General features: G+C 64.5%; 21 protein-coding genes and 1 pseudogene. 13 read left to right on the top strand and 9 right to left on the bottom strand.

Annotation, left to right across the window (positions count from 1 at the left end):
* Window positions 1-2: 2 nt before the first annotated feature.
* Window positions 3-1,004 carry a 4-hydroxy-tetrahydrodipicolinate synthase gene (gene dapA / locus UC34_RS13135; protein WP_157123351.1) on the bottom strand — a complete coding sequence of 334 codons (1,002 nt, stop codon included), beginning with the start codon at window positions 1,002-1,004 and terminating at the stop codon, window positions 3-5.
* Between the two features lie 702 nt (window positions 1,005-1,706).
* On the opposite strand from dapA, the gene UC34_RS13130 reads away from it, so the two are divergent.
* A complete protein-coding gene (locus UC34_RS13130) occupies window positions 1,707-2,912 on the top strand; it encodes a BON domain-containing protein (protein WP_052811037.1) in 1,206 nt (401 codons plus the stop codon).
* A 145-nt stretch (window positions 2,913-3,057) separates the two neighbouring features.
* Here the strand turns inward: UC34_RS13130 and UC34_RS26175 are convergent.
* A pseudogene (locus tag UC34_RS26175) lies at window positions 3,058-3,228 on the bottom strand (sigma 54-interacting transcriptional regulator); the annotation flags it as partial.
* Window positions 3,229-3,357: 129 nt separating this feature from the next.
* On the opposite strand from UC34_RS26175, the gene UC34_RS13120 reads away from it, so the two are divergent.
* From UC34_RS13120 to UC34_RS13110, 3 genes are all read left to right on the top strand, one after another.
* Window positions 3,358-3,813 (top strand): helix-turn-helix domain-containing protein, encoded by a 456-nt coding sequence (locus UC34_RS13120; protein ID WP_084070609.1) that lies wholly within the window; start codon window positions 3,358-3,360, stop codon window positions 3,811-3,813.
* Window positions 3,814-3,892: 79 nt separating this feature from the next.
* Complete coding sequence (locus tag UC34_RS13115; RefSeq protein ID WP_044455895.1) at window positions 3,893-4,525, top strand: DUF4142 domain-containing protein; 633 nt, start codon at window positions 3,893-3,895, stop codon at window positions 4,523-4,525.
* The gene (locus UC34_RS13110; RefSeq protein ID WP_157123179.1) at window positions 4,526-7,603 is read left to right on the top strand and encodes a VTT domain-containing protein; all 3,078 of its coding nucleotides are present in this window, start codon (window positions 4,526-4,528) and stop codon (window positions 7,601-7,603) included.
* Window positions 7,604-7,614: 11 nt separating this feature from the next.
* Here the strand turns inward: UC34_RS13110 and UC34_RS13105 are convergent, their stop codons facing one another.
* The 3 genes from UC34_RS13105 to UC34_RS25395 all read right to left on the bottom strand — a co-directional run bounded on the left by UC34_RS13105 (window position 7,615) and on the right by UC34_RS25395 (window position 10,297).
* Window positions 7,615-8,085: a VOC family protein gene (locus UC34_RS13105; RefSeq protein ID WP_044455894.1), complete on the bottom strand. Its 471-nt coding sequence runs from the start codon at window positions 8,083-8,085 to the stop codon at window positions 7,615-7,617.
* A 53-nt stretch (window positions 8,086-8,138) separates the two neighbouring features.
* Window positions 8,139-9,659, bottom strand: a complete 1,521-nt coding sequence (locus UC34_RS13100) for an amidase (RefSeq protein ID WP_044455891.1) — start codon at window positions 9,657-9,659, stop codon at window positions 8,139-8,141.
* A 335-nt stretch (window positions 9,660-9,994) separates the two neighbouring features.
* Window positions 9,995-10,297 (bottom strand): hypothetical protein, encoded by a 303-nt coding sequence (locus tag UC34_RS25395; RefSeq protein ID WP_157123178.1) that lies wholly within the window; start codon window positions 10,295-10,297, stop codon window positions 9,995-9,997.
* Window positions 10,298-10,483: 186 nt separating this feature from the next.
* On the opposite strand from UC34_RS25395, the gene UC34_RS13090 reads away from it, so the two are divergent.
* Window positions 10,484-11,884 (top strand): sensor domain-containing protein, encoded by a 1,401-nt coding sequence (locus UC34_RS13090; RefSeq protein ID WP_044455889.1) that lies wholly within the window; start codon window positions 10,484-10,486, stop codon window positions 11,882-11,884.
* A gap of 46 nt (window positions 11,885-11,930) precedes the next feature.
* Here the strand turns inward: UC34_RS13090 and UC34_RS13085 are convergent, their stop codons facing one another.
* On the bottom strand, window positions 11,931-12,716 hold the full coding sequence (locus UC34_RS13085; RefSeq protein WP_044455888.1) for an FRG domain-containing protein: 786 nt from the start codon (window positions 12,714-12,716) through the stop codon (window positions 11,931-11,933).
* A gap of 225 nt (window positions 12,717-12,941) precedes the next feature.
* Window positions 12,942-13,451, bottom strand: coding sequence for a DUF2938 domain-containing protein (locus UC34_RS13080; RefSeq protein ID WP_044455887.1), 510 nt, complete (start codon window positions 13,449-13,451; stop codon window positions 12,942-12,944).
* A 127-nt stretch (window positions 13,452-13,578) separates the two neighbouring features.
* Here UC34_RS13080 and UC34_RS13075 point away from each other — a divergent pair, with 127 nt between their 5' ends.
* Entirely contained in the window at window positions 13,579-14,043 is a 465-nt protein-coding gene (locus UC34_RS13075; protein WP_044455886.1) for a helix-turn-helix domain-containing protein, read from the top strand.
* A 9-nt stretch (window positions 14,044-14,052) separates the two neighbouring features.
* On the opposite strand, the gene UC34_RS13070 is transcribed toward UC34_RS13075, so the two are convergent.
* Complete coding sequence (locus UC34_RS13070) at window positions 14,053-15,003, bottom strand: helix-turn-helix transcriptional regulator (protein ID WP_044455885.1); 951 nt, start codon at window positions 15,001-15,003, stop codon at window positions 14,053-14,055.
* A 217-nt stretch (window positions 15,004-15,220) separates the two neighbouring features.
* Here UC34_RS13070 and UC34_RS13065 point away from each other — a divergent pair, with 217 nt between their 5' ends.
* From UC34_RS13065 to UC34_RS13045, 5 genes are all read left to right on the top strand, one after another.
* The gene (locus tag UC34_RS13065; protein ID WP_044455884.1) at window positions 15,221-15,979 is read left to right on the top strand and encodes a crotonase/enoyl-CoA hydratase family protein; all 759 of its coding nucleotides are present in this window, start codon (window positions 15,221-15,223) and stop codon (window positions 15,977-15,979) included.
* A 45-nt stretch (window positions 15,980-16,024) separates the two neighbouring features.
* Window positions 16,025-16,951: a 3-hydroxyacyl-CoA dehydrogenase NAD-binding domain-containing protein gene (locus UC34_RS13060; protein ID WP_044458133.1), complete on the top strand. Its 927-nt coding sequence runs from the start codon at window positions 16,025-16,027 to the stop codon at window positions 16,949-16,951.
* A 94-nt stretch (window positions 16,952-17,045) separates the two neighbouring features.
* The gene (locus tag UC34_RS13055; protein WP_044455882.1) at window positions 17,046-17,969 is read left to right on the top strand and encodes a beta-keto acid cleavage family enzyme; all 924 of its coding nucleotides are present in this window, start codon (window positions 17,046-17,048) and stop codon (window positions 17,967-17,969) included.
* A 64-nt stretch (window positions 17,970-18,033) separates the two neighbouring features.
* Window positions 18,034-19,230 carry an ABC transporter substrate-binding protein gene (locus UC34_RS13050; protein ID WP_084070608.1) on the top strand — a complete coding sequence of 399 codons (1,197 nt, stop codon included), beginning with the start codon at window positions 18,034-18,036 and terminating at the stop codon, window positions 19,228-19,230.
* A complete protein-coding gene (locus tag UC34_RS13045; RefSeq protein WP_237165103.1) occupies window positions 19,227-21,128 on the top strand; it encodes a feruloyl-CoA synthase in 1,902 nt (633 codons plus the stop codon). The genes UC34_RS13050 and UC34_RS13045 overlap by 4 nt, the downstream gene beginning before the upstream one ends.
* A 113-nt stretch (window positions 21,129-21,241) precedes the next feature.
* Here the strand turns inward: UC34_RS13045 and UC34_RS13040 are convergent, their stop codons facing one another.
* Entirely contained in the window at window positions 21,242-22,504 is a 1,263-nt protein-coding gene (locus tag UC34_RS13040; RefSeq protein ID WP_044455881.1) for an MFS transporter, read from the bottom strand.
* A gap of 213 nt (window positions 22,505-22,717) precedes the next feature.
* Between UC34_RS13040 and UC34_RS13035 the strand changes: the two genes are divergently transcribed.
* Complete coding sequence (locus UC34_RS13035; protein WP_044455880.1) at window positions 22,718-23,395, top strand: cupin domain-containing protein; 678 nt, start codon at window positions 22,718-22,720, stop codon at window positions 23,393-23,395.
* 37 nt (window positions 23,396-23,432) lie between these two features.
* Window positions 23,433-24,311 carry an IclR family transcriptional regulator gene (locus UC34_RS13030; protein ID WP_052811034.1) on the top strand — a complete coding sequence of 293 codons (879 nt, stop codon included), beginning with the start codon at window positions 23,433-23,435 and terminating at the stop codon, window positions 24,309-24,311.
* The last annotated feature ends 154 nt before the right edge of the window (window positions 24,312-24,465 follow it).

Here is a 24,465-nt window from a genome sequence, read left to right as displayed (position 1 = left end):
GGTCAGGCCGCTTTTTCGACGTCTGTCGCCTCGGCCGCGCGGGTAGCCTTTGTCCCCTTTGCTCCGTGCGAGGACGCGGCGCAGAACGCGGCGTCGATCGCTGCCACGGCGTCGACCAGCTGCTGCGCCAGCGCGGGCGATGCGCTCGTCATCGGCGCGCGCAGCACGTCTTCGAGCAAGCCTTCACGGGCAAGCCAGGCCTTCAGCGGTCCGGGGTTCGGCTCCGCGAAGAGCCGCTTCACCACCGGCATGACGGCGTGGAACAAGACGCGCGCCACCTCCAGCTGCTGCGATTGCACGGCGCGATAGAGCGCCGCGAAATGTGCCGGTCGGCAGTGCGACGACGCGATGATGGCGCCATGGCCGCCCATCGCCAGTGTCGGCAGTAGTTGATGATCTTCTCCCGCGAGCACCGAAAGACGCCCGTCGGCGATCAGCGCCTGCGTCGTGTGGGCATTGCCGCCGCAGTCCTTGATGCCGCGAATGTTGGCGTGCTCCGCGAGCGTGAGCAACGTCTCGAGCGTGAGCGTCGCGCCCGTGCGGTAGGGAATGTCGTAAAGCACGAGCGGTGCGGCCGAGCCATCCGCCAACGTCCGGAACCAATCCACCAGCCCTGCCTGCGAAGGGCGGATGTAATACGGCGCCGGCGCGAGAACACCCGCGAGCGGCAAGGTGTTGAAGGTCTCCAGACGCGCGAGCGTGTGGCCGAGGTGGTTGCCCGCAAGCCCGGCGATCACCGGCAGGCCGTCCGCGTGCGCGAGTACGGTCTCCAGCACGGCGCGCTGTTCGGCATCGTCCAGCGCTGCCGCCTCGCCCGTGGTACCGCAGATCACGAAGCCTGCGATGCCCGAATGACGGTAATGTGCCACGAGCTTTCGCAGGGCGGCATGGTCCACGGGCGCCTGCGCGCCGTGGCGTGTGAACGGCGTGACGAGCGGCAACCAGATGCCGCGAAATGCCGGTGCAGTGCTCGAGGTCGGCGAACGTGAAGCGTGCGAAGTCATGTGCGTGGGTGCGTCTTGCATGGCGTCTCCCTGGACGATACGAATGCGATGAACGTGGGGTGACCTTTACGGAAACCGTTCAGCAGGGCGACGCAGAGATCGAGACGCGTGGGAGAGTGCGGGGCAGTCTGGCCGGTATTGCTGGGATGCTACCAGGGGGTTACTGGTGTGCGCGAGGCACGAAGCGGGACTGCCGGGTCCACGTGGCTATTCCGTCGCTCAACTGACGGAACAGCACGCTCCGGTCAGTTGAGCGACTGTTTTTTGCTTTTGACGAACGCACCCGTCTGCCCCTTGAGGACAGCGCGCAAAGCCTGCGAGTGGTGAGTGCGGAAATTCGTCATGAAGCGACTGTAAACGCTGCGCTCGGGTTACGTCAAGCGCGTCGACGCGAAACGTGTCGCCGAACCTACCGGGCGTGTCGCGCTGCCGAGCGTGTCACGTGACGGCGCGTGATGGTGCCCGACGGTACGTGAGCATTGCGTGAGCGTTGTTACGTCCGGAGTCCGACCACCGACGGCGCGAACTTGCCAGAATTGGAAAATTCTCCTCGTCGGCCGACCGGCCGATCAAAGGACGGCGCCGACATCGCGGAGGTCGGCGGGTGGCACGTGACTTGCACGTCATATCGTCTGGTGCCGATGCGGCTGCACAGACGCCGTTGCTTCTGGGCCGATGGCACCGCTTAACAGGAGAACCATCATGCAACGACGATACGCAACGCGTGATCCTGAACGTAACGAACGGCAATTCCAGGGCGGCGGGCAGCGCGGCCAATACCGTCGCGATGACGACGACGAGGCGATGCAGCGCGACATCTCGGCATACGGTCAGGACGACGAATACGGCTCGCAGCCGTCGCGCGAGCGTGGACAATGGCGGGCCGACTGGAGCGAGGCGGGGCGCCCGCGCGGCGACGAATCGCCTTATGCGCGTCATGCGGGTCATGCGCCTTACGAGCGGCACGAGCGGTACGGTAGTGACCGTGATCTACGTGATGCCGCTGACCGCTCGCGGGGCGGCGGAAACCGCGATGCCTACGGGGCCCGCAGTGGCATGAGCGGGATGCGTGGCGAATGGGGTGAACGCGATGCAGGCGGCTCGGCCAACCGCAAGGGCAGTTACGCGCAGCGGTACGGCAACGATTACGGCAACGACTACGGTCGCGATTACGAGGATCATTACTTCGGCGACTTTGGCGGTGATTTCGGTGGCGCATACGGTACTTACGGCGCTTACGGCGGTGATTACGGGGGTGGCTACGGCGGCGATCTCGGACCGGTATATGGCCGCGACTATGGACGTGACGACATGCGTGACTATGACCGGGACTATGGCAGCCGGGTCCGAGGCGCCGGGCAGACGTACGGCTACGCAGGCGGCCGTCGCGAGCAGGGACAAGGCCGTGGGCCAGGCCGCCAGAGCACGAACCCGGGCGGGTACGGGAACCAGACGACGGACATGCGTCATCGCCAGGGGCCGAAGGGCTACAGCCGCACCGACGAGCGCATTCGGGAGGACGTCTGCGAACGACTTTGCATGGCGCACGAGCTTGAGGTGAAGGACGTGAGCGTACAAGTCAGGGACGGACGTGTCGAATTGCAAGGCAGCGTGCCGCAGCGGTGGATGAAACACGCCATCGAGGACGTTGCCGATCAATGTTTCGGCGTACAGGATGTAGAGAACCGCATTCATACGCAGTCGCAGTACGCGCAGGGCGAGCCTTCGCGTGGCGGCACCGGCGTCGGCACGGGATCGTCACCGCGCGCATCGCAACCGACCGGCACCGTGGGCACCGCAGGTTCGAACACGGTCTCCAGCGCCGCAGGCTCGACCGGGTCATCGTCAGGGATGTCGGGCGCATCGGGCACATCGGGTTCTGTCGGCGATGGCGGTAAGCATCACTGAGCGCGGAGCCGTCGCGCTGCCTGAGGCGGCCTAACGTTCCCCGATGGGTTCCCCAATGGTTCCCCAATGCTCCCAATGCGGTCGCCGCGCGGAACGCACCTCGCGCAGGCGGCCGCGCGTACGACGCGCTCAGCACGCCTAGCGTTAGGTCGGCGTTGTCGTCGACAAGAAACAGCGTGCCGCCATGCGCGGCTTCGAAATACCCACGACGCCGCTCGACCGCGCCCGTGAAACTGCCTCGTTCATGTCCGAACCATTGTGATTCGGCGAGGTCCATGGGCATCGCCCCGCAGGGCACCGCAACGAATATCCCCGCGAAGCGCGATTTCGACATTGAGATTCTGTAAGCGATAAGGACTACGCATAGGAAGTTTCGATGACGTTGCGCCGAACGGCATCGCAGATCGCGTAGTCGAACGGGCATCTGCCGTCGTCTGGAGGATACATGTCTACCCGTTCGGACGTGTTGCAACATGGGCGCCACGGGCACCACGGATGCGACCGGTCGCCCATTTTGCTGGTTGGTGCGGACGCTGTAACGCGCATCGCGCCGCAGGTGCTCGGTGCACTGCGCAAACATGATTGGCCAGGCAACGTTCGCGAGTTGCGCAACTTCGTGCAGCGCGCGCGAATCCTCAGTCGCACCGCCGTCATCGACGCGCTGCCCGCGCCGATCTTCGACGCCCTTGCGCAATTTCCGGTGCGCGACGACCGGATGACCATCGCACTGGATGCGCCGCTCGCCGAGCTCGATCGCCAGGTCATCCTGAGCGCGCTGGCGCAGTGTGGCGGCGTCAAGGCACGTGCCGCGCGCCAGCTCGGCATCAGTCTGAAAACACTGTATGCCCGACTGGCGCAAATGTCGCGGACATCGAAAACGTCGACGCACAGAACCGGGTAGTCGAGACAGCGAGCGTCGGTCGCATTGCGCAGACGACAGGCTTTTCATCCAATACCAATGCACATTCCGGGAGGGCAATATGCATACACCAATCGTTTCCGTGCGCAGCATGGGCGCGCTGTGCGCGGCATTGCTTGTCGCGCCGTGGACCCTTGCGCAAGAGTTACCGAAAGGGGTGCCGGGCCAGGGCGGCGGCACGGACCAGGCCACGATTTCCGCCGGTGAAGATGTGACGCGCGCAGGGCCGAAGGCGGTCCGAACAGCGCAGCCCACCGCGGGTATCGACGTGGAGTTCGTGGACAAAGCCCAGAAGGCAGGCAAAGCGGAAGTGCAAGCCAGCCAACTGGCGGTCCAGCGCTCGAACAATCCATCCGTCAAACGGTTTGCACAGCAAATGGTCGCCGACCACAGCAAAGCCAATGAAGCCTTGCGTCAGTTGGCGGCGAAGAAGGGCGTGGCCGTGCCCAACGATCCCGGGGTGAACCCGGACGTCGAGGCGCTCAAAGGCAAGAAGGGGCGAGAGTTCGACGTTGCCTATCTGAACCTTGCCGGGCCCGACGCGCACGAGCAGGCGGTCACACTTTTCCAGACCGAGGCAGAGAAGGGCCAGGACCCGGATCTGAAAGCCTTTGCGCAGCGCACGCTGCCGACCTTGCGACATCATCTGAGCGAAGCGCGTGAAGTCTCCGCCAAGGTCGAGATGGGGAAGTAAGTGCGGGATCCCGGATCGGGGCATGTACCGGATAACGTACTGGATAACGAATCCGAGAACGTGCCCGAGCAGACAGCGACGCTGCTCAAGGAGGGACGGAACTGCTGGCGGATCGCGCCCGCGGCGCGCATGCGCATGCTGGTGGACGGCGACGCATACTTCAGTGCACTTCGCGAAGCCTTGCGCTCGGCACGCCATACCGTGTTCATCCTGGGCTGGGACATCGACAGCCGCATGCGGCTCACGCCCAACGGCCCGGACGACGGTTTGCCGCCCGGTCTGCGCGATTTTCTCGATGCGCTGGTCCGACGCCGCAAAACGCTGCGGATCTACTGCCTGAGCTGGGACTTCGCGATGCTCTACGCACTCGAGCGCGAATGGTTGCCCTCGGTGAAGCTCGACTGGAAGACGCACCGGCGCCTGTGTTTCCGGCTCGATGGCCGTCATCCGACCGGGGCGTCTCATCATCAGAAGGTTGTTGTCATCGATCAGCGGCTGGCGTTCGTGGGAGGGCTTGATCTCACGCGCAACCGCTGGGACACATCGGCCCACGCCCCCGATGAGCCCGCGCGACGCGACCCCTCGGGGCATGTCTACGCGCCATTCCACGACGTGCAGGCCCTGGTCGACGGCCAGGCTGCGCAGGCGCTGGCTGAAATGGCCGAGGACCGTTGGCATCGCGCGACGGGCATGCATGTCGCCCTGCGCCTGCGCAGCGAGCGCGACGCGCCTTACGCGCCGCTGGACCCCTGGCCCGTTTCGGTTGCCCCCGATATGACGGACATCGACGTGGCCATTTCGCGTACCGCGCCGGCATTCGAAGGGCGCCCGGCGGTGCAGGAAATCGAGGCGCTTTACCTCGACGCGATTGCCAGCGCCCGCCACCGGCTCTATTTCGAAAATCAGTACTTCACTGCCAAGTGCATTGGCGACGCGCTGGCCCAGCGCCTGACGTCACAGGATTGCCCGGATATCGCCGTGGTGTCGCGTCGCGCGGAGTCCGGCTGGTTGCAGGAGCAGAGCATGGGGGTGCTGCGCGCGCGGCTATATCGTCGCTTGCGCGAAGTGGACCCGCGCGCGCGCTTCCGACTGTACTGCCCGGAAGTGCCGGGCGTGGCGCCCGCTTGCGTGAACGTCCACAGCAAGGTGATGGTCGTGGACGATGCCTTGCTCGTCATCGGTTCGGCGAACCTCAACAATCGCTCGATGGCGCTCGATACCGAGTGCAACCTCGCCGTTGCCGCGAACGGCGACGCGCGCATCGCGGCGGGTATCGCCCGCGCTCGCAACCGCTTGCTGGCGGAGCATCTCGACGTGACCGATGCGGCTGTCGCGTCGGCGTTGTCGCGCGACATGGGGCTGCATGACGCGATCGGCACATTGCGCCGCGACGGCGAGAGAACCCTCACTGCCTTCACCCCGGAGCTCAAGGACGCGGATGACGCTGCGTCGCCCGGCGCCGTGGTGCTCGACCCGATGGAGCCGATCGATTTCGAGAACGTGATGGGAACGTTCATCGAGACGGAAGCGCGACCGCTTCTGGCCGGACGCATTATCGCGCTCGTGTCGTTGCTCCTCGTTCTGGCAGGGATGGCGCTGGCATGGCGTTACACGCCGCTGCGCGAGTGGGCCGACTTGCCTCGTGTTATGCGCGCCGTCGAGCGCATTCGGCTGATGCCGCTCGCGCCGCTGATGATCATGGCGGTGTATGTGGCGGGAACGCTGGTCATGGTGCCGGTAACGGTGCTGATCGTTGTCACTGTTGTGGTGTTCGGTCCCGTCGCGGGCGCCGCCTATGCGCTGGCGGGCACGTCGCTTGGCGCGATCACGGGCTATGGCGTTGGGCGAACCCTGGGGCGCGACGCGGTGCAGCGTTTCGGCGGGCAACGGCTCAATGCCCTGAGCCGGCAGATCGGCAACCACGGCTTGCTTGCGATGATCGTGTTGCGCCTGATGCCCATTGCGCCATTCACGCTGGTGAATCTTGTCGTGGGCGCGTCACGCATTCGTTTGCGGGACTGCCTGCTGGGCACGTTCATCGGCATGTTGCCCGGCATTCTGATTGCCGCCGCGCTGGTGGACCGGGTCGCGGCGCTCGCGCAGCGGCCGAGCGGATTGACCGTAGCACTGCTGGGCGCCGTGCTCGTGTTGCCGGGCATGGGCGTGGTCGCATTGCGACGCCGGATACGACGCATGGACGACGAGGATGCTTCACGCGATTCATCGAAAGGGCAGGCGCCGGCAGACGCTGTCATGACGCATGAGGAAGTCGTCAGCCGTGAGCTCACGGTTGCCAGTTACAACGTGCATGGTTGCGTCGGGACGGATGGCCAGCATTCGCCGGATCGCATTGCGCGCGTGCTGGACGAGATCGACGCCGATATCGTCGCTTTGCAGGAAATCGAAGCGAGCGATGCGGACGTCGGCACGCTTGCCCGAATGGCGACGGCGCGCGACATGCACTTCATTCCGGGGCCCACGCTCAAACGCGGCGACGTCGATTACGGCAACGCCATCATGACGCGTTTTGCGCCGGTGGCGTTGCGTCATATCGACCTGAGCGTGCCGGGTCGCGAGCCCCGTGCGGCCATCGATGCGACACTCGCATGGCAGGACGCCCATGGCCGCGACGTGCAGTTGCGGGTGATCGCAACGCATCTGGGGCTGCGTCCCCGAGAGCGGCGTGAGCAGGTGCAACGCCTGCTGGAGTGTCTGGCGAATCAACCGGGTGCGGCCACGGTGTTGATGGGCGACGTCAACGAGTGGTGTTTGTGGGGCCGCCCGCTGCGCTGGCTGCATCGATTCTTCGAGCGGGCGCCGCATGTGGCGACGTTCCCATCGCGCTGGCCGCTGTTGGCGCTCGACCGGATCTGGACTTCGCCCAGAGCGCACCTCGGTACAGTGCGTGCGCACGCGACGCCGCTGGCGCGACGCGCGTCCGACCATCTGCCGCTGGTCTCGGTGCTGCGCACGACGGTGCCGGTACAGCGCGCGTCAGGCACCGCGGGCAACCCCGTCAGCGCTTCGAGCGATAAGGAAGCGGTGGCGCCAGGGCGTTGCGTCGACCGTCTCGGATAACGGCGTCGGTATTAACCGGCCGCGGCGCGATCCAGCGCGGCGATGTCGATCTTGCGCATCGTCATCATGGCTTCCATGACGCGACGCGCTCGGGCGACGTCGGGGTCGGCCATGAGGTCGAGCAAGCGCTTCGGCGTGATCTGCCAGGAAAAGCCCCACCGGTCCTTGCACCAGCCGCAGGCGGATTCTTTGCCGCCGTTGCCGAGAATCGCGTTCCAGTAGCGGTCCGTTTCTTCCTGATCCTTCGTCACCACCATAAAGCTCACGGCTTCGTTGGGCTGAAATTCGGGACCGCCGTTAAGTCCCACGAACGGTTGACCGAGCACCGTGAACTCGACCGTCAGTTCCTCGCCCGCACCCACGCCCGGAATCGGCGAGACGTGGCGGGCCTGAACATGACTGTCGGGGAAGGTTGCTGCATAGAACTCGGCGGCCTGGCGGGCGTCGCCGTTGAACCAGACGCAGGTGACTAGCTGGGTCATGAGGGTCTCCTGGAGGGTGAGTCGCCCGCCGCGAGGGCGAGTGCTCCAGATTACTACACCTGCTCGTTGCGAAAGTCCGGCAACCGATTTCCGACGTAAAGCGGCGATGCTGCCCGCGAGTACGCCGACGCCAGCTGGAATGCGGTGAGATCGTCCAGCGTATTGGCGATGATCTGCATGCCGATCGGCATGTGGCCGGGCCCCAGACCGGCAGGCACGCTGACGACCGGGTAGAGCCCCAGCATGTTCCATACCCACGTCAGCGCGAACTTCAGGCCGGTGACCTGTTGGTCGCCGATCTTGGCCGAGTCGATGTCTGGCTGCATGCCGTGTTCGGCGGGAACGAGCGGCGTGCCCAACGTCGGCGTGAGCAGCGCCCGATAGCCTTTGAGGAAGACGGTTTCCTGCACCCGGCGCTGATATTCGTTGAGCAATTCCTCGGTGTGCACCAGCGCTTCCGGCCCCGCTTTGCCCTGCATTTTTTCGAATACGGCCCGCGTGTACGGCATGAGTTGCTCGGGGTGCTTCATCGCCTCGGTCATCATGCCGCCCATGCTTGTCGACATCAGGCCGGCCATGTAGGTGTCGAGGTCGTCGGCATTGAAGCCGACATCCACGGTGTCGACCGTCACACCGGCCTGTCGCAGCGCGGCAATCGCCTGCGCCATTGCGCGGGTGACGGTAGGGTCGAGCGCCGTCATATGCGGCATCGGGTCGTAGGCAACCTTCCAGCCCGACACGCTTTCGTATCGCGCCGGATAACGCAGGCGAGGGCGCACCGAACTATGCACGAGCGGGTGCGGGCCGACCATGACATCGGTGAGCAGATTCATGTCGTCGAAGGTGCGCGCCATCGGCCCGTCTGTCTCATAGGGCACTTCGCTCGTCGGGATTCTGCCAAAGGGCGGCTTGAAGCCGTAAAGGCCGCATTGCGACGCCGGCACGCGGATCGATCCCCCCATGTCGGAGCCGAGCGCCAGCGTCGTGAATCCCGCTGCCAGCGCCGCGCCCGAGCCGCCGGAAGAGCCGCCCGGCGTGTACGCCAGATTCCATGGGTTGCGCGTCACACCCCACAGCCGGGTGGCGGTCGTCATCCATACGTAGAATTCCGGCACCGTGGTCTGAATGTGGAAGATCGCGCCGGCGGCGCGCAGCCGCGCGGCGATCGGCCCGTCGTCCTGGGCGGGCGGCACGTCCTTGAGCAAGGTCGAGCCCATGGTCGTGCGCCAGCCGTTCACCGCATATTCGTCCTTGACGGCCACCGTGAGCCCTTCGAGCGGGCGGGCGTTGCCGCGGCGATAACGCGCCGCCGCGTCATGGGCTGCCGCGCGTGCGTCTTCGTAGTGCTTCACCGTGATGCAGTTGACTTTGTCGTTCAATGTCTCGATACGCCGGATCTGGGCGTCGAGCACGTCGACGGGCGAGAGCTGCCCGCGACGGAATTGAGCGACCAGTGCCGTCGCGCTCAGATAGGACGGATCGGCCGCCGCATGCGCACGAAGCGCTGTGCCGGTCAGCATCGCCGTGCCTGCGAGGTGTCCGGAAATTCGAAGAAATTCTCGTCGGTCGACCATGAATCGTTCTCCTGAATGTCAGGCATTGCGTTGAGCGACAACTATATCCCAATCACTCGTACCTATTGACGAATCATTTGCTTAGTTATCCGATGTAACGTGCGTAATAAAAAAACCTTCACGTACTCCGGCGCACGGAGATAAGCGCGTTGCCAGATCAATGCGAAAACCAGCGAGAAACTCGCGAAAACCAGCGAAAAGCGGCAAAATCCAACAAAATTCGACGAAAACGACGGGGCGATCCGGCGAAGGCATCACATGGCGATATCCCCGTGGCGTGCCCGCCACGCAAGCGTTTCGGCGGTTGCTTATTTGAATTTCCCAAGTGACAATCGTCAAAACCCGGCGCGTGGAGCGAGCGGCGCGCGGGGCCGGCAAAAACGACTATCGATCGGGACAAGATGGCTGCCAAAGTGGTGAAGTATTCGCGCGATGGCGTAATTTATTACGAAATTCGGGGCGCTTTGCCCGACGGCACGCGATACGTCGATCGGGTGGGATTTAGCGAACGTGAGTTGGCATTCCGCCATCTCGTTGCGGCGCGAATCAAGTTGCTGCGGCACGAGTACGAGCAGGTGTGCCGTCGCGCTCGTGCGGAATGCGTCGCCGGGATCGCTGCGCCGCACTGCGTAAAACATCTGATTTTCTAGACGGCAACTTTGGCGCATGCCGTCCACGCCCGGCGCGCCAAAGCTGGCCGACGCGACGTGCCAACGCGCGCGGTGAGTGCCGCAATGCAAAGCGTTGCGTTGTCATAGCGGTGAAATATTCACATCTTGAGATGGTTTTATACGGGCTGAGCGCTTGATGGCCGTTCGAAATCAATGGAATTCGTAACAAAAGAGGTCCTGGCCAGTTGCATGGAGTTGCTGCTGGACGCCGTATTTCTCGTCAATCGGGGCGGCACGCTTGTGTATGTGAGTCCGGCCTGTGAGGCGATTCTCGGGTATTCGTCGCAAGAGTTGATGGGCCGCTCGATGATCGATTTCGTGGCGAAGGAAGACCGAGAACGCACCATCGAAGAATCGAAGCTCGTCATGGCGGGGCGCGCTCGAATCGGCTTTGAGAACCGATACATCCACAAGGACGGGCACTACGTCCATATCATGTGGTCGGCCCGCTGGTCCGAGGAGCACGGCCTGCGTATCGGCGTCGCGCGCGACGTCTCGGCCCGAAAACGCGCCGAAGCGCTCCAGCGCGCCACTTATTCCATCTCCGAAGCGGCACACGACGCTGCCGACATCCGCTCGCTTTGCAAGGCCGTTCACGATACGTTGGGTTCGCTGTTTCCCATCGAGGCCATCGTCGTGGCGACGTGCGATGCCGATGTGCGGGCCTGGGACAAGGCATATCAGTATCGCGAGAGTGCCGAGGTGCCGTTGGTCGACTGGGCGCAGGCAGCACAACTGTCGACGCAGGCCACGGATGCACAGGTGCCGCTCTGGCGCTTGATCGACACCGTGCCGGGCGACACCTCGGCGAACGCGCCTGCACGCATACATGCGGTGCCGCTTTCGCTGGACGGTCACGTCGAGGCGGCAAGGCATGCGCTTGCCATATTGCCGATGCACACCGCGCGGCGTGCCGTGGGCACGCTCATGATCTACGGTCCGGTCAGGGCATTGCAGGCCGAGGCCGCGCAACGGTTGCTGGCGTTCGTGTGCGATCAGACCGCGCTGGCCATCGAGCGCAAGCAACTGATCGACGACCTCTACAACGCGGCCCGTTTCGATGAGCTCACGGGATTGCCGAATCGCCGCACCTTCAGCGAATATGCGGGCGACGTCGTGCGTCGCGCACAGCGCACCAATGGCAAGCTGGCCTTGCTCTTTGCCGACGTCGACGGCTTCAAGGACGTGAACGACAGTCTGGGACACGCCGCCGGCGACATGGTGCTCAAGGAAATCGGACGTCGGATGCAGGTCGGTGTGACCGACTGCGGTTTTGCGGCGCGCCACGCCGGCGACGAATTCGTCGCCATCGTTCAGGACGCGGAGATGGTCGATCGGATCGACTTTGCGCTCACGCGTCTTCGCGCGGAAATCGAGCAAGTCATCGCCGTCGACGGCGCTCAGGTGGCCGTGCGAGTGAGTTTCGGTGTGGCGGTGTTTCCGGACGACGGCGAATCGATGAGTGAGCTCATTCGCGTTGCCGATCAACGCATGTACGCTAACAAGGCCGCGCGCAAGTCCGGTGGCGCGAGCTTTCTGGAGCGACTTCTGTAACGCGCACTTCGCGGAGGATGCAGAGTACGCGGCGTCCCCGCGGCGTTCAGCCCAGCGTCTGCGTCGGCCAGACCATTTCGATTTCCACGGCAATCGAGCGCGCCAGTCCGTCGAGATCGGGGAACAGCGAAGCATTCGTGACGTTCATCCGGTAAAGCCATTTCATGGCATCGGCGCGCAGCGCGACCGGCAGGACGATTTTGCGCAGCAACGGTTCATCGCTCTCGTAGCCGTCGAGAATCCGATGCATTGGCCGGTCGATAACGCCGGGCACAACGAACGTCCCCGATTGTGCGATCAGGCGACCGTCCATTTCTTCGGGCTCGCCAAACCACACCACCTCGTTGTCGTTGCCGAGGAAGTACTTTTCCATATTTCCCTTGACCCGCGGATCGATCGTATCGCGCGTGAGCCATGGGGCATGACGCGGCCGCGCGCGGTCGTCGTAGAGCGCCGGGGTGTTGAGCGCGAAGATGGCGGAGTCGGACGTGGCGCGTTCCAGAGCGAAGAACGCGGCGACGAAAGGCGACTTCGTGAAGTCGAGCAACCGTGTCGGGGCGCCGTGGTGCTGCATCAGTCCGAGACAACGCAGGTCGTCATGCAGCAATTTGGGCCAGGGCACGTGGTTGTGAGCCTTGCGCCGAAAAATGCGGATCGCGCGCGCTTCGCGGCTGCGCCACTGGTCCTTGTCGGACACGTAGGCGTGAAGGTAGCGCGACAGGGAGCTTTGGAGATGCCAACGGGCATCCTGCTGCCCGCGAAAGGCCCAACCTTCGAAGCGAGAGGACAATTCCATGAAATCCTTCCAGCTCTCGACGACGGTGGTGTCCATAGTGGGCGAAATCCTTGATTTTATGAGGACGCCACGGCGCGGCAATCACGCGATGGCGTCGGCCACTATAGTACGGCGTCCGTGACAGCTCAAGCGCGCCGCGCAGGATTAGGCAGTGCGTCGTGCCATTCACCGGGCCATTCACCGGTCAATCGGCAGCGCAATTCCCACAGCGATCCGCAGCGCATTTCGCCGAACAAGGCGCGAAGACACGGCGGCTGCGCGTTATCCGTTTGTCGACATGACGAGAGCGCGTACGAGCCACGCGCCGGCGTACAGGCCGACACCGAACACGCTGTGCGTCATCAGACTGCGCAGTCTTGCCTGTGTCGGATTCGGCGTTCTTGACGCGGCAACGCCTGCGCCGAGGGCGGGCTGCATGACGAAGAACGGCATCACGACGGTGACGACACCGAAGGCGAGCGCCGGCAGAAGTGTCGGCGATGCCAGCCACGCCGGACCGGCGAGTCCGACCCAACCGGCGGCGAAGGCCACCCCGATCGCGTAGTGGGCGAACCATCCAAGGGCGCGCTCGCCGCGCACCGGGGTTGCGCGCCCGATGCCAGCGTGAGTGAAGCGCCCGGCAGGCATGTGCCCGAGCCAGCGTCCGACCATGGCGAAGTCGAGCGGCACGATGCCGAAGACACGGCGCAGCAGGACGGCCCAGACGTCCATCGCAACGGTGGCCAATACGCCGATGGCCAGAATGTGTGCCACAAGACCGAGCGCTCCCATTTCCCTCTCCTGAATCTGCAAAGTCGTCAATGTTGTCAACGTTCTCGAAAGGGTCACGACGTGACGCCATGACCGCGATTGGGGCACTATACGAATTCAAGTCAACTTGAGGTCAAGCGGGGGCGACATGGCATTGGACATTGGCGAAGTGGTGGCACGGGCGGGCGTGCCGCCGTCCACGTTGCGGTATTACGAGCAAAAGGGATTGATTGCCGCGACGGGGCGACGCGGTTTGCGTCGTCAGTTCGACGACTCGGTGTTGCAGACGTTGTCGCTGATCGCGCTGGGACGCACTGCCGGCTTCTCGCTCGACGACATTGCCGGCATGCTGCTTCCGCGTGGGAAGGCAAACATCGACCGTGCGCGTCTGGCAGCAAGGGCCGACGACATCGACAAGACGATCCGCCAGCTCAGCGCGCTACGCGACGGGCTTCGTCACGCGGCGGTGTGTCCCGCACCGGAACACCTGGCGTGCCCGCAGTTTCAGCGGTTGATGCGGCTTGCGAGTGCGAAGCACGCCAGGGCGTCGGTGCGCGATACGCCGTCGCTTCGTGTGGGGACCGCCAGGGCGAAGCCGCGCACGGCGGCGTAGCGCGGCGGTTCAGGCCGCGCGAGCCGGGAAGAGACGGGCCGTGAGGCTGGAAAGCGCTTCATCGGTCGTGAGGTCGGACGTGTCGAGCGTCATATCGGCCAGACGGTAGAGGGACTCGCGAGCGTCGAGCATCCGGTGAATGTGTTCGAGCGCTTCGCCGCGCAACGCTTCGGTGGCAATGCGCGCGTCGTTCTGCTGCATCACCCGCTGAAAGTGGACGTCGGGCCGGGCGCGCAGCCACACGGTACGGAAGGCGCGAAGCACCCGTTCGTAAGTCGCTGCCTCCGATACGATACCGCCGCCCGTCGCCAGCACGACATTCTCATGCTCGGCAATGATTCGCTCGATGCACTGCCGCTCGATGCGGCGCATGGCCGCCTGTCCGTAGAGCGTAATGACTTCGCCGATGGCGATGCCGGCTTCACGCTCGACTTCCTTGTCCAGTTCGATGAACGGCGCACCAATGGCCTGCGCCAGACGTGGGCCGAGCGTCGACTTGCCCGCGCCGCGAAGCCCGATCAGCGCAATGCGTTGCCCGGTATGGCGGCCCTGCGTTGCGTTGGCGACCACGATCTGGCGGCGCAGGCGGGACAGCACATCGGCGGGCTGCTGACGGAGGTACTCGATCAGAATGAGCAGATCGCCGTTGTCCGCCGTGCGCTCGGCCACCAATGTCTCGACCCCTACGTTAAGGGCCTCGGCCAGCTTGTGCAGCACGGCAAGCGATACGTTGCCGGCGCCTGCCTCCACGCGTGCGAGATAGGGCAGTGAAACGCCCGACTGCGCGGCCAACTGCTTGCGTGTCATGCCTCGCTGCGCGCGCAATGTTCGGACCTGACGCGCCAGCGACGCCAGACGCGACGATATGCCGACGTGATCAATCCGGTCGGCGATCCGGTCATCGGACGGGTCGGCGGGGTCGTCCAGGTCGTCGGGGATGTCGGCGGGCGGCTGCGTCATGAGTCAGCGAATTCGTCGGGATGAGCGGTAAATATACTATGAGATATCACCTCGTCACCACGCGTGCGCGGCGCATTCCGATCTTTGTGGCTTAAACATGCACTAAAGTGCATTTACGCAAAATCATCCCTGTTAACCCTGAACTGCATTGCACAACGCCCTCAGCGTGAAAAATATCTTATAAGATACTTTTCACGATTTGGAGCGAATGCAGATAATGACCTATCCCCACTTGCGCGTACGCGTCGAAGACGCCATCGCTTTCGTGACCCTCGAGCGCGCCGAGAAGCGCAACGCGTTGTGCGATGCGGCCATCGACTCGCTCGAAGCGGTGTTCCGTGATTTCGACGATAGCGTGCGCGCTGTCGTCCTGAGCGGCGCCGGCGAGCACTTCTGCGCGGGGCTCGATCTCGCCGAGAACAGCACGCGCGATCCGATCGATGTGCTGCGCGTCTCCCAGCGCTGGCACAAGGTCTTCCATGACATTCAGTTTGGCGGGCGGCCCGTCGTTGCGGTCTTGCAGGGCGCCGTCATCGGCGGAGGCCTTGAACTGGCGCTGGCGGCGCATGTGCGAGTGATCGAGCGCAATGCGTTCTTTCAACTGCCCGAGGGCAAGCGCGGCATCTTTGTCGGGGGCGGCGCATCGGTACGCGTGGCGCGCATTCTCGGCCCGGATCGCATGACCGAGATGATGCTCACGGGCCGACGTTACGACGCCATCGAAGGCGAGCGTCTTGGCCTGGGCCACTACCTGAGCGACGTCGGCGAGGGGCTTGCGCTCGCGACAAAGTTGGCGCGCGATACGGCAGCGAACAGTCCGCTCTCGAACTGGGCCACGATCCACGCGCTGTCCCGCATTCACGATATGTCGATGGCCGACGGCCTGTTCACCGAATCGGTGACGAGCGCGCTGATGCTGGCCACGCCCGAAGCGCGCGAGCGCATGGACAGTTTTCTCGGCCGAACGACACGCTGAGCCGCCAGGGCGCCGCGCGTGCAGGCCTTCTCCACGGAGACGAACGTGAAATACGACAACATCGAACAAATTGCGGTCATCGGCACGGGCGTCATCGGTGCGAGCTGGGCCGCGTACTTCCTCGCGCGTGGTCTGCGTGTGCGCGCGTGGGACCCGGCGCCGGGCGCGCGCGAACGCCTGCGTGACGCCGTCGACGCGCACTGGCCGACACTCGTGCGCATTGGCCTCACGCCGGGTGCGACACGCGAGTCGCTGACGTTCCACGACACCCTTGACGCGGCGCTCGAAGGCGCGGACTTCGTACAGGAGAACGGCCCCGAGCGCGAAGATCTGAAGCAGGACCTGTTTCGCAAGATGGACGCCGCGCTCGCGCCGTCCGTGGTCATCGCGTCGAGCTCGTCGGGTCTGCTCATGAGCCGAGTGCAGTCCGTGTGCACCCATCCGGCGCGCGTGGTGCTGGGCCATCCGTTCAATCCGCCGCATTTGATACCGCTGGTCGAAGTTATCGGCGGGGAGCAAACCTCGCAAGCCGCGATCGACACGGCAATGCAGTTCTATCGCGCCATCGGCAAGCGCGCGATTCACGTCAGAAAGGAAGTGAAGGGCCATATCGCGAATCGTCTGCAAGCGGCGTTGTGGCGCGAGGCCATCCACCTCGTCGACGCGGGCGTGGCGTCTGTTGAAGACATCGACGATGCCATCGCCTATGGACCCGGTCTTCGCTGGGCGGCGCTCGGCCCGTTCCTGAACCTGCATCTGTCCGGCGGCGCGGGCGGCATTGCGCATCTGCTCGATCATCTCGGCGCGCCCATCGAGTCGTGGTGGGCCGATCTCGGCGAGCCGGCGCTGACCGACGAACTCAAGGCGCGTATCACGGCCGGTGTCGAAGCGGAACTGGCCGGGCGTGGCAACGCACGCCTCGAGGCCCAGCGCGACGCCGTCATTCTCGGGATTCTCGCGAGCAAGTCGTAGCGATCTCGACGTGCGCCGACCCGCCGCGGATCGACTCGACGGCGAGTTGGCGACGACCCAACACCGAAACACCGATCAAAACAAGGAGACACGCATGAGCAAGCCCAAAGTCATCGTCACCATCGCGCCGACCGGCGGTATGGCCCACAAGTCGCAGAACCCGCACTTGCCTACGCAGCCGGACGAGATTGCGCGCGACGTCTACGACTGCTACAACGCCGGCGCCAGCGTGGTGGCGATTCATGCGCGCCGTCCGGGCGATGACGGCGCCACGTGCGACCCGGCGATCTACCGCGACATCAATCGCCGTATTCGCGACAAATGCGACATCGTCATCAACAACTCGACCGGCGGGGGCGTGCACGGCGACATGATCGGGCAGACGTCCGAGAACGGTTACTGGGAAATCCTCTGGGAGGAGCGCATCAAGGGCATGGACGCGGGGGCCGAAATGTGCACGCTCGATGCCACCACGATCATCGCAAGCTTCGGTGGCAAGGAACTGCTGATGCACACGTCGCCGGAGCGGTGCAGGCAACTGGCCGTCGAGATGAAAAAGCGTGGCATCAAGCCGGAGTGGGAAGTCTTCAGTCCGACGCACATCGTGCAGGACCTCGCCACGCTCACCGCAGCCGGTTTCGACGATGAGCCGTTCTTCGTCAACCTGGTGCTCGGTGTGCATCGCGGCTTTCAGAACGCCATGCCGTACACGCCGCGCGTGTTGCAGCAGATGGTCGACATGTTGCCCAAGGGCAGCATTTTCTGCGTGTCGGGCATCGGTCCGGCGCAACTGCCGTCCGCCATGAACTCGCTGCTGCTCGGCGGTCACGTGCGAACCGGCCTCGAAGACAACCTTTACTACGAGCATGGCGTGCTCGCAACCAACCAGCAGTTGACCGAGCGCATCGTGCGCATGGTGCGCGACATGGGGTACGAACCGGCCACGCCGGCCGAGGCGCGCGACATCATGGGCCTGCCGCGCAATCGCGAAGTGCTGCCGGAGTTTGCCGTGCGTTGATTCACCGGTGGGCGTTGCAAGCTGTCCGGCTTCAATAACGAGAATATTCCAGGAGACATGACCCATGGCGGCAAACAGGTTCACACGCAAATTCGCTTTCCTGCACGCTGGCTCGCGCACTTTCTCGCTGCCGGTGCTTTCGCTGTGCGTCGCGGCGTTGTGCGCGACGCCACAGGCGAACGCGCAACCGGCAGGCGTGACCGTCGGCGTCACGCTCTCGAGCACGGGCCCCGGCGCATCGCTGGGCATCCCGGAGAAACAGGCCATCGGCATGCTGCCGCAGACCCTCGGCGGAGTGCCCGCGCGCTATATCGTGCTCGACGATGCCACCGACCCGACCACCGCGACGAAAAATGCACGTCGTCTGGCAACGGAGGACAAGGTCGACGCCATCATCGGCTCGTCCACCACGCCCGCCTGTCTGGCCGTCGCCGCCGTGGCGGCCGACACGCGCACGCCGCAACTCGGACTGTGCCCGTTCGTGCCCAGCGCGGCGCAGATGCGTTATGTCTTCTCGCTGCCGCAATCGGTCGCGGTCATGGCCGACGCCGTGCTCGACGACATGAAGGCACACAAGGTGAAGACGCTTGGTTTTATCGGCTTTAGCGACTCGTATGGCGAAGCGTGGCTCAAAGACATTCAGGCGCGTGCGACGGCGCGCCAGATTCAGGTCGCGCCGATCGAGCGTTACGCACGCAACGATCAGTCCGTCACGGCACAGGTGCTCAAGGTGATGTCGTCGAATGTGGACGCCGTCATCATCGCTGCGAGCGGCACGCCAGGCGCGTTGCCGATGAGCACGCTGCGCGAGCGCGGCTACCGGGGGCGCATCTATCAGACGCACGGCGTGGCCAACAACGACTTCCTGCGCGTCGCAGGCAAGAGCGCCGAGGGCGTGATCCTGCCGGTGGGCAATATCCTCGTGGCCGAACAGTTGCCCGCGAATCACCCGGGCAAGGCTGTCGCGACGGATTTCGTCAAACGTTACGAAGCCCAGTACGGCGCGGGCTCGCGCAATCTGTTCGCGGGCTACGCCTACGACGCCTATCTGGTGCTCGACCGTGCCGTTGCCGTGGCGGCCAAACAGGCGCAACCGGGCACGCAGGCGTTTCGCGACGCGCTCGTCACCGCCATCGAACAAACCCGCGGCCTTGCGGCGACGCACGGCATGATTAACGTCAACGCACAGGACCACTCGGCTTATGGCGAAGACGGTCGCGTGCTCGTTACCGTGAAGGGCGGCAAGTGGACGATCGAGTGAACACGTCAGGCGCGCCGAGCGTGACGCAGGCCGCGGCGCATGCGACGAGGCCGGGTACGCGCCGTCTCGCCAAACCGGACATCGAGCGCGAGGTGCGCGCGGACGGAAGTTTCGTCATCCGCTCGCGCACCCGGCTGGGCGAGTTCGCGCGTAGCCCGGCCGACTGGCTCGTGCGGTGGGCGACGCGTACGCCGCATGCGGTATTCGTCGCCGAGCGCCAACCGCCGGGGCAACGTGCATCGTCCTCCGATCTCTGGCGGCGGGTGACGTATGGCGATGCCCTGAGCATGGCGCGCGGTATCGGCCAGGCCTTGCTCGATCTCGACGTGCCGCGCGAGCGGCCGGTGGTGATCCTCTCGGACAACAGCGTGAATCACGCGCTGCTCGTGCTCGGCGCGATGATGGCGGGGCGTCAGACGGCCATCGTGTCGTCGGCGTATTCGCGCATCGCCAAGGACATGAGCAAGCTGCACGGCATTCTCGCGCGACTCGACCCGGCGCTGGTTTATGTGGAAGACGGCGACGCCTATGCGCACGCGCTGGCGGGGGCGCCGGTGCGCTGTCCCATCGTGGCCACCCGTCATGCACGTGTCGGCTGGCTGACGTTCGACGCGTTGGCGCGCACCCCGGCGTCTGCGGCGCTCGATGCGGCCTTCGCACAGGTCCAGCCGGAAGATACGGCCAAGCTGTTGCTCACGTCCGGGTCGACGGGAAAGCCGAAGATCGTCGTCAACACGCATCGGATGCTCGCGGCGAACCAGCAGATGATCGCGCAGTGCTGGCATTTCCTCGACGAGGCGCCGCCCGTGGTCGTCGACTGGCTGCCCTGGAGTCACACCTTTGGCGCGAATCACAACTTTCACATGGCATTGCGCAACGGCGGATCGTTCTATGTCGACGATGGCCGTCCGGTGCCCGAGTTGATCGGGCGCACCGTCGAAGCGCTGCGCGACGTCTGCCCGACATTGCACTTCAATGTGCCGAAGGGGTTCGAAGCGCTGGCGCCGTTTCTGGAAGAGGACGACGCCTTCGCCGCACGCTTTTTCGGCCGGCTTCAAGTGCTGTTCTACGCCGCGGCGAGTCTGCCGCCTGCGGTATGGCAGCGCTTCGAGCGGCTCGCGTCGCGCCACTGCGACACCCTGCCGTTCTTCACCTCGGCGTGGGGGGCGACGGAGACCTCGCCGCTCATCACCAGCGTGCACTTTCCGATTCCGGGGGCAGGCAATATCGGTGTGCCTGCGCCGGGCAACGAACTGAAGTTCGTGCCCAACGGCGACAAGCTGGAGATGCGCGTGCGTGGGCCGTCGGTATTTCGCCGCTACGCGGGCGACCCGGTGGCCACGGCGGAAGCCTTCGACGAAGAAGGCTTTTATCGGACGGGCGATGCGGGGCGACTCTCGGACGTCAACGATCCGGGCGCGGGTGTCATTTTCGATGGCCGCGTGTCGGAGGACTTCAAGCTGACGAGCGGCACGTGGGTTTCGGTCGGGGCGTTGCGTCTGCGCGCGGTCACGGCGCTCGCGCCTTATGCGTCGGACGTCGTCATTGCCGGTCATGACCGCGACGAAATCGGGTTGCTGATCTTTCCGAGTCCGGCCATGCGAGCCAGAGCGTTGCCGGTCGATCCTGGCGCGTCGGCGCATGCAGGCAAGGCGATGGCCATGCACGACGATGTTCGTGCTGTCGTCGCCCAGGCGCTCGCGCAACTCGCGCAGGACGCCGGCAGCTCGCAACGCGCGGCACGCGCCGCGATCCTGAGCTCGCCGCCATCGCTGGAGCAAGGCGAGATTACGGACAAGGGATACGTCAACCAGCGTGCGGTGCTCACGCTGCGCGCGGATGACGTGGTACGGCTTTACTCGGACTGCCCGTCGGTCATTCACTTGTCCCAGTCTTAGGGCAGGGGCGACAGCTCAAGAGGCAGGGGAAGTGAGAGCGACGGCGCGCCGGTGGTGGTGAATACCATCGGCGCGCGAAGTCGCCACGTTCGATGTTGGCCTGATGTGCCCGATCAGGCGAGCGCTTCGCCGTGACTTTCCGGCAGGAACCAGTAGACGATGATCGCCGCGAGCAGGAAGAAGCCGGCGGTCGCGCCCAACGCCACGCTGACGTTCTCGCCGCGAGAGAGCAGGCCCACGGCTGCCGGCGCAAGGGCGCTCGCGGCGCGCCCGGTGTTGTAGATGAAGCCCTGCGCGGTGGCGCGCACCTGCGTCGGGAACATCTCGGCGAACGTCGGGGCGAAGCCGCTGTAGAACCCCGTGCCGAAAAACGCCACCACCGGGCCGAATGCGAGCAGCAGCATCGGTTCGCGGATCACCACGTAAAGCGGCACTGTAATGGCCGACACGATGAAGAACAGCAGGAACGACTTGCGGCACCCGATACGGTCGGCAATGTAGCCGAAGCACACGAAACCTGCTGCTGCACCGATCTGCATGATGACGATCCACGTCGTCGAGCGAATCAGGTCGAATCCCGGACCGCCTTGTTCGACCGGCGTCGAAAGATAGGCGGGAATCCAGGTGAACAGGCCCCAGTATCCGCACATCGCCGCCGCCGTGAAGGCCAGCCCGACAATCGTGCTGCGTGCGTACGGGCCGAACAGCATACCCAGCGTCTGACCCAGCGTGAGGCGCACGCGCTGCTCGCGCCAGATCGCCGGCTCTTCCACGTGGCGGCGCACCCAGAACGCGAGCACCGTCGGCACCAGCCCGAAGGCAAACACCCAGCGCCAGCCGAAGTGCGGCAGGATCACGGCCGCGACAATGGCCGCCACCGCGTAGCCGACGGCAAATGCGCTCTGCACCCAGGCCATGACCTTGGCGCGATGCTCCGCCGGCCATGTTTCGGTAATGAGCGCGGCCCCCGCCGACCACTCTCCGCCAATACCGAGGCCGAGCAGGAAGCGGAAGATGAGCAGCGACGTGACCGAGTCGGCGAAGCCGCACAGAGCGGTGCCGATGGAGTAGCAGAAGATCGAGAGGATCATCGATTTCGTACGACCGATGCGATCGGCGAGAAAACCGAAGAACAAGCCGCCGAAGGCGGTGGCCAGCAGCGTGAGCGACGCAATGATGCCCGCGACGCCTTTGTCGAAATGCAAGTCGGCGCTGATGTAGCGAATCACCATCGCAAACAACATCAGATCCATGATGTCGAGCATCCAGCCAATGTAGGCCGAACCAAATGCGCGCCATTGCGCGGGGCTCGCGCCGCGATACCACGGCCGGCGTGCCGCGCCCGCCGATTTCAGGGCGGTCGTGCCAGTGTCCATTCTTGTCTCCTTCATGGAACTCTTCCTAGTGTCAAACCTCGAGTATCGATAACCGATACGCATGGGAATGATTTCGTTTGAATATTAACAGGACATTTCCATGTTGCGTCTCGTGGTAAACCATAAATAGTGCTTTACGTATCGATAGTCGATACTAAATGCGAAAGTTGTCTCGACGGTCGGGGCAATGAACTCGTCACAGGAGATCGAGAAGTGAAGCCGTTTCAATTGCGTTTGTTCGAAGATGTCATCGCGCCTGGCCATCCGCCGGTGTATCTGCCGTCGGCACGCCGGGCGATTTATGTCGTGCAGGGCGATGTTGCGATCGAGTTCGATACGGGGGCGCAACACCATCCGGCGCAGAGCGCATGGCTTGGCGAAGACAGCGTGGCGCTCAATGCCGGTAGTGAGGGCGCGACCTTGTGGCGTTGGGAGTTGATGTCGGGCAGTGAGCCGACGCCGGGGGAAATCGCGTCGGCACCGGGCGCTTCGTCCACCCTGAAGCTCGCCGCGCCGATCGAACTGGACCCGCGCCAGCAGTGGCTCATGCGTTGCGACAAGGTACAATTCCCCCCCGGCGGCGTGGCGCATACGCACGTGCATCAAGGGCCCGGCGTGCGTTGCACGCTCGAAGGCGAGATCACGATCGAGACGCTGGGCGCGTCGCATACCCACGGGCCGGGACAGGCCTGGCTCGAACTCGGTCACGCACCGGTGCTCGCACCGACGACCGAAGCGCGCGATACGACGTTCATCCGCTGCTTCATCCTGCCGCGGGCATGTCGCAATCGCAGCTCGATTCGATACGTGCGGCCCGAGGACGTGAACAAGAACAAGCCGCAGCGCTATCACGTGTTCGGCGAGCGGTTCATCTCGCTCGACGCACAGTAAGCGGCGCGCGCGCGGCGACAGTGACAAAGGACAATCAGTGAAACGATCGAAGGACACTCCGCGCGACCTCATCCGCAACGCCAGCGCCGTGAGCGAGGCGCGTGCCGAACATGCTGAGGGGGGCGAGCGGTCCGACGCCTCGGGCGGGGACGAACTCAACACGTCCTCCACGTCGGTCATTTCGCTGCGCATTCTGGAGTTGCTCGCCGAGCGCAACGCCGAATGCGGCGTCACGCATCTGGCGGAGGCGCTCGGCGTGCCCAAGGCGCGGGTTCACCGGCATCTCACCGCGCTGCGTCAGGAAGGGTATGTGGTGCAGAATCCGCGCACGAGCCGCTATCGCATCGGCTGGCGTTTGTTCCTGTTGGGGCAGAAGCTGGTCAAGCAGTTCGACGTGGTGGGATTGGCCCGACCGGTGATGGAGGAACTCCGAGATGCTGTCGGACAGACCATCGTCATCAGTTCGTTTACCGAAACGGATGTCGTCGTGCTTGACGTGATGCGCGGGCGCAGTCCGCTGGAGATCCTGCTGCACCCCGGCACGCAATTCAAACTGCACAGCGTAGCGCAGGGCAAGATTGCGCTCGCGTTCGGCGCTCAGGAGCGTCGCGACGCCGTGCTCGCCGGTCCGCTCGACGCCTGCACGCCGCACACCATCACGGATGCCATGCGTTTGTCCCACGAACTCGCGCTGGTGCGCGAGCGCGGCTGGGCGGATGCCCCGGAAGAGGTGTTCCTCGGGGTGAACGCGTTGGCGGCGCCCATCATTCAGGACGACGGATCGCTATTCGGCACGCTGGCCATCGTCGGCTCGATCCATTACCTGCCCGCACACCCGAACCCGCAGACGGTCGCCGCGCTCACCGACGCGGCGCGGCGCATCTCGCGTCTACTCGGCGGCGCCCGGGGCGACTGAGGTGGCTGACGCGGCTGAGCGTTACGATATCCGTTCGACTGCCTGGGCGGAGGATGTGCCCGGCAGGCATCCGAGACACCGAGGAATGCCCACGCAGCATCTTGTGATATACAATATATCAATAATATCAACGATCACGAGACAATCACTGCGC

Source organism: Pandoraea vervacti, from assembly GCF_000934605.2.
GTDB classification, from domain to species: Bacteria; Pseudomonadota; Gammaproteobacteria; order Burkholderiales; family Burkholderiaceae; genus Pandoraea; species Pandoraea vervacti.
This window is presented reverse-complemented; position numbering and strand designations above follow the sequence as displayed.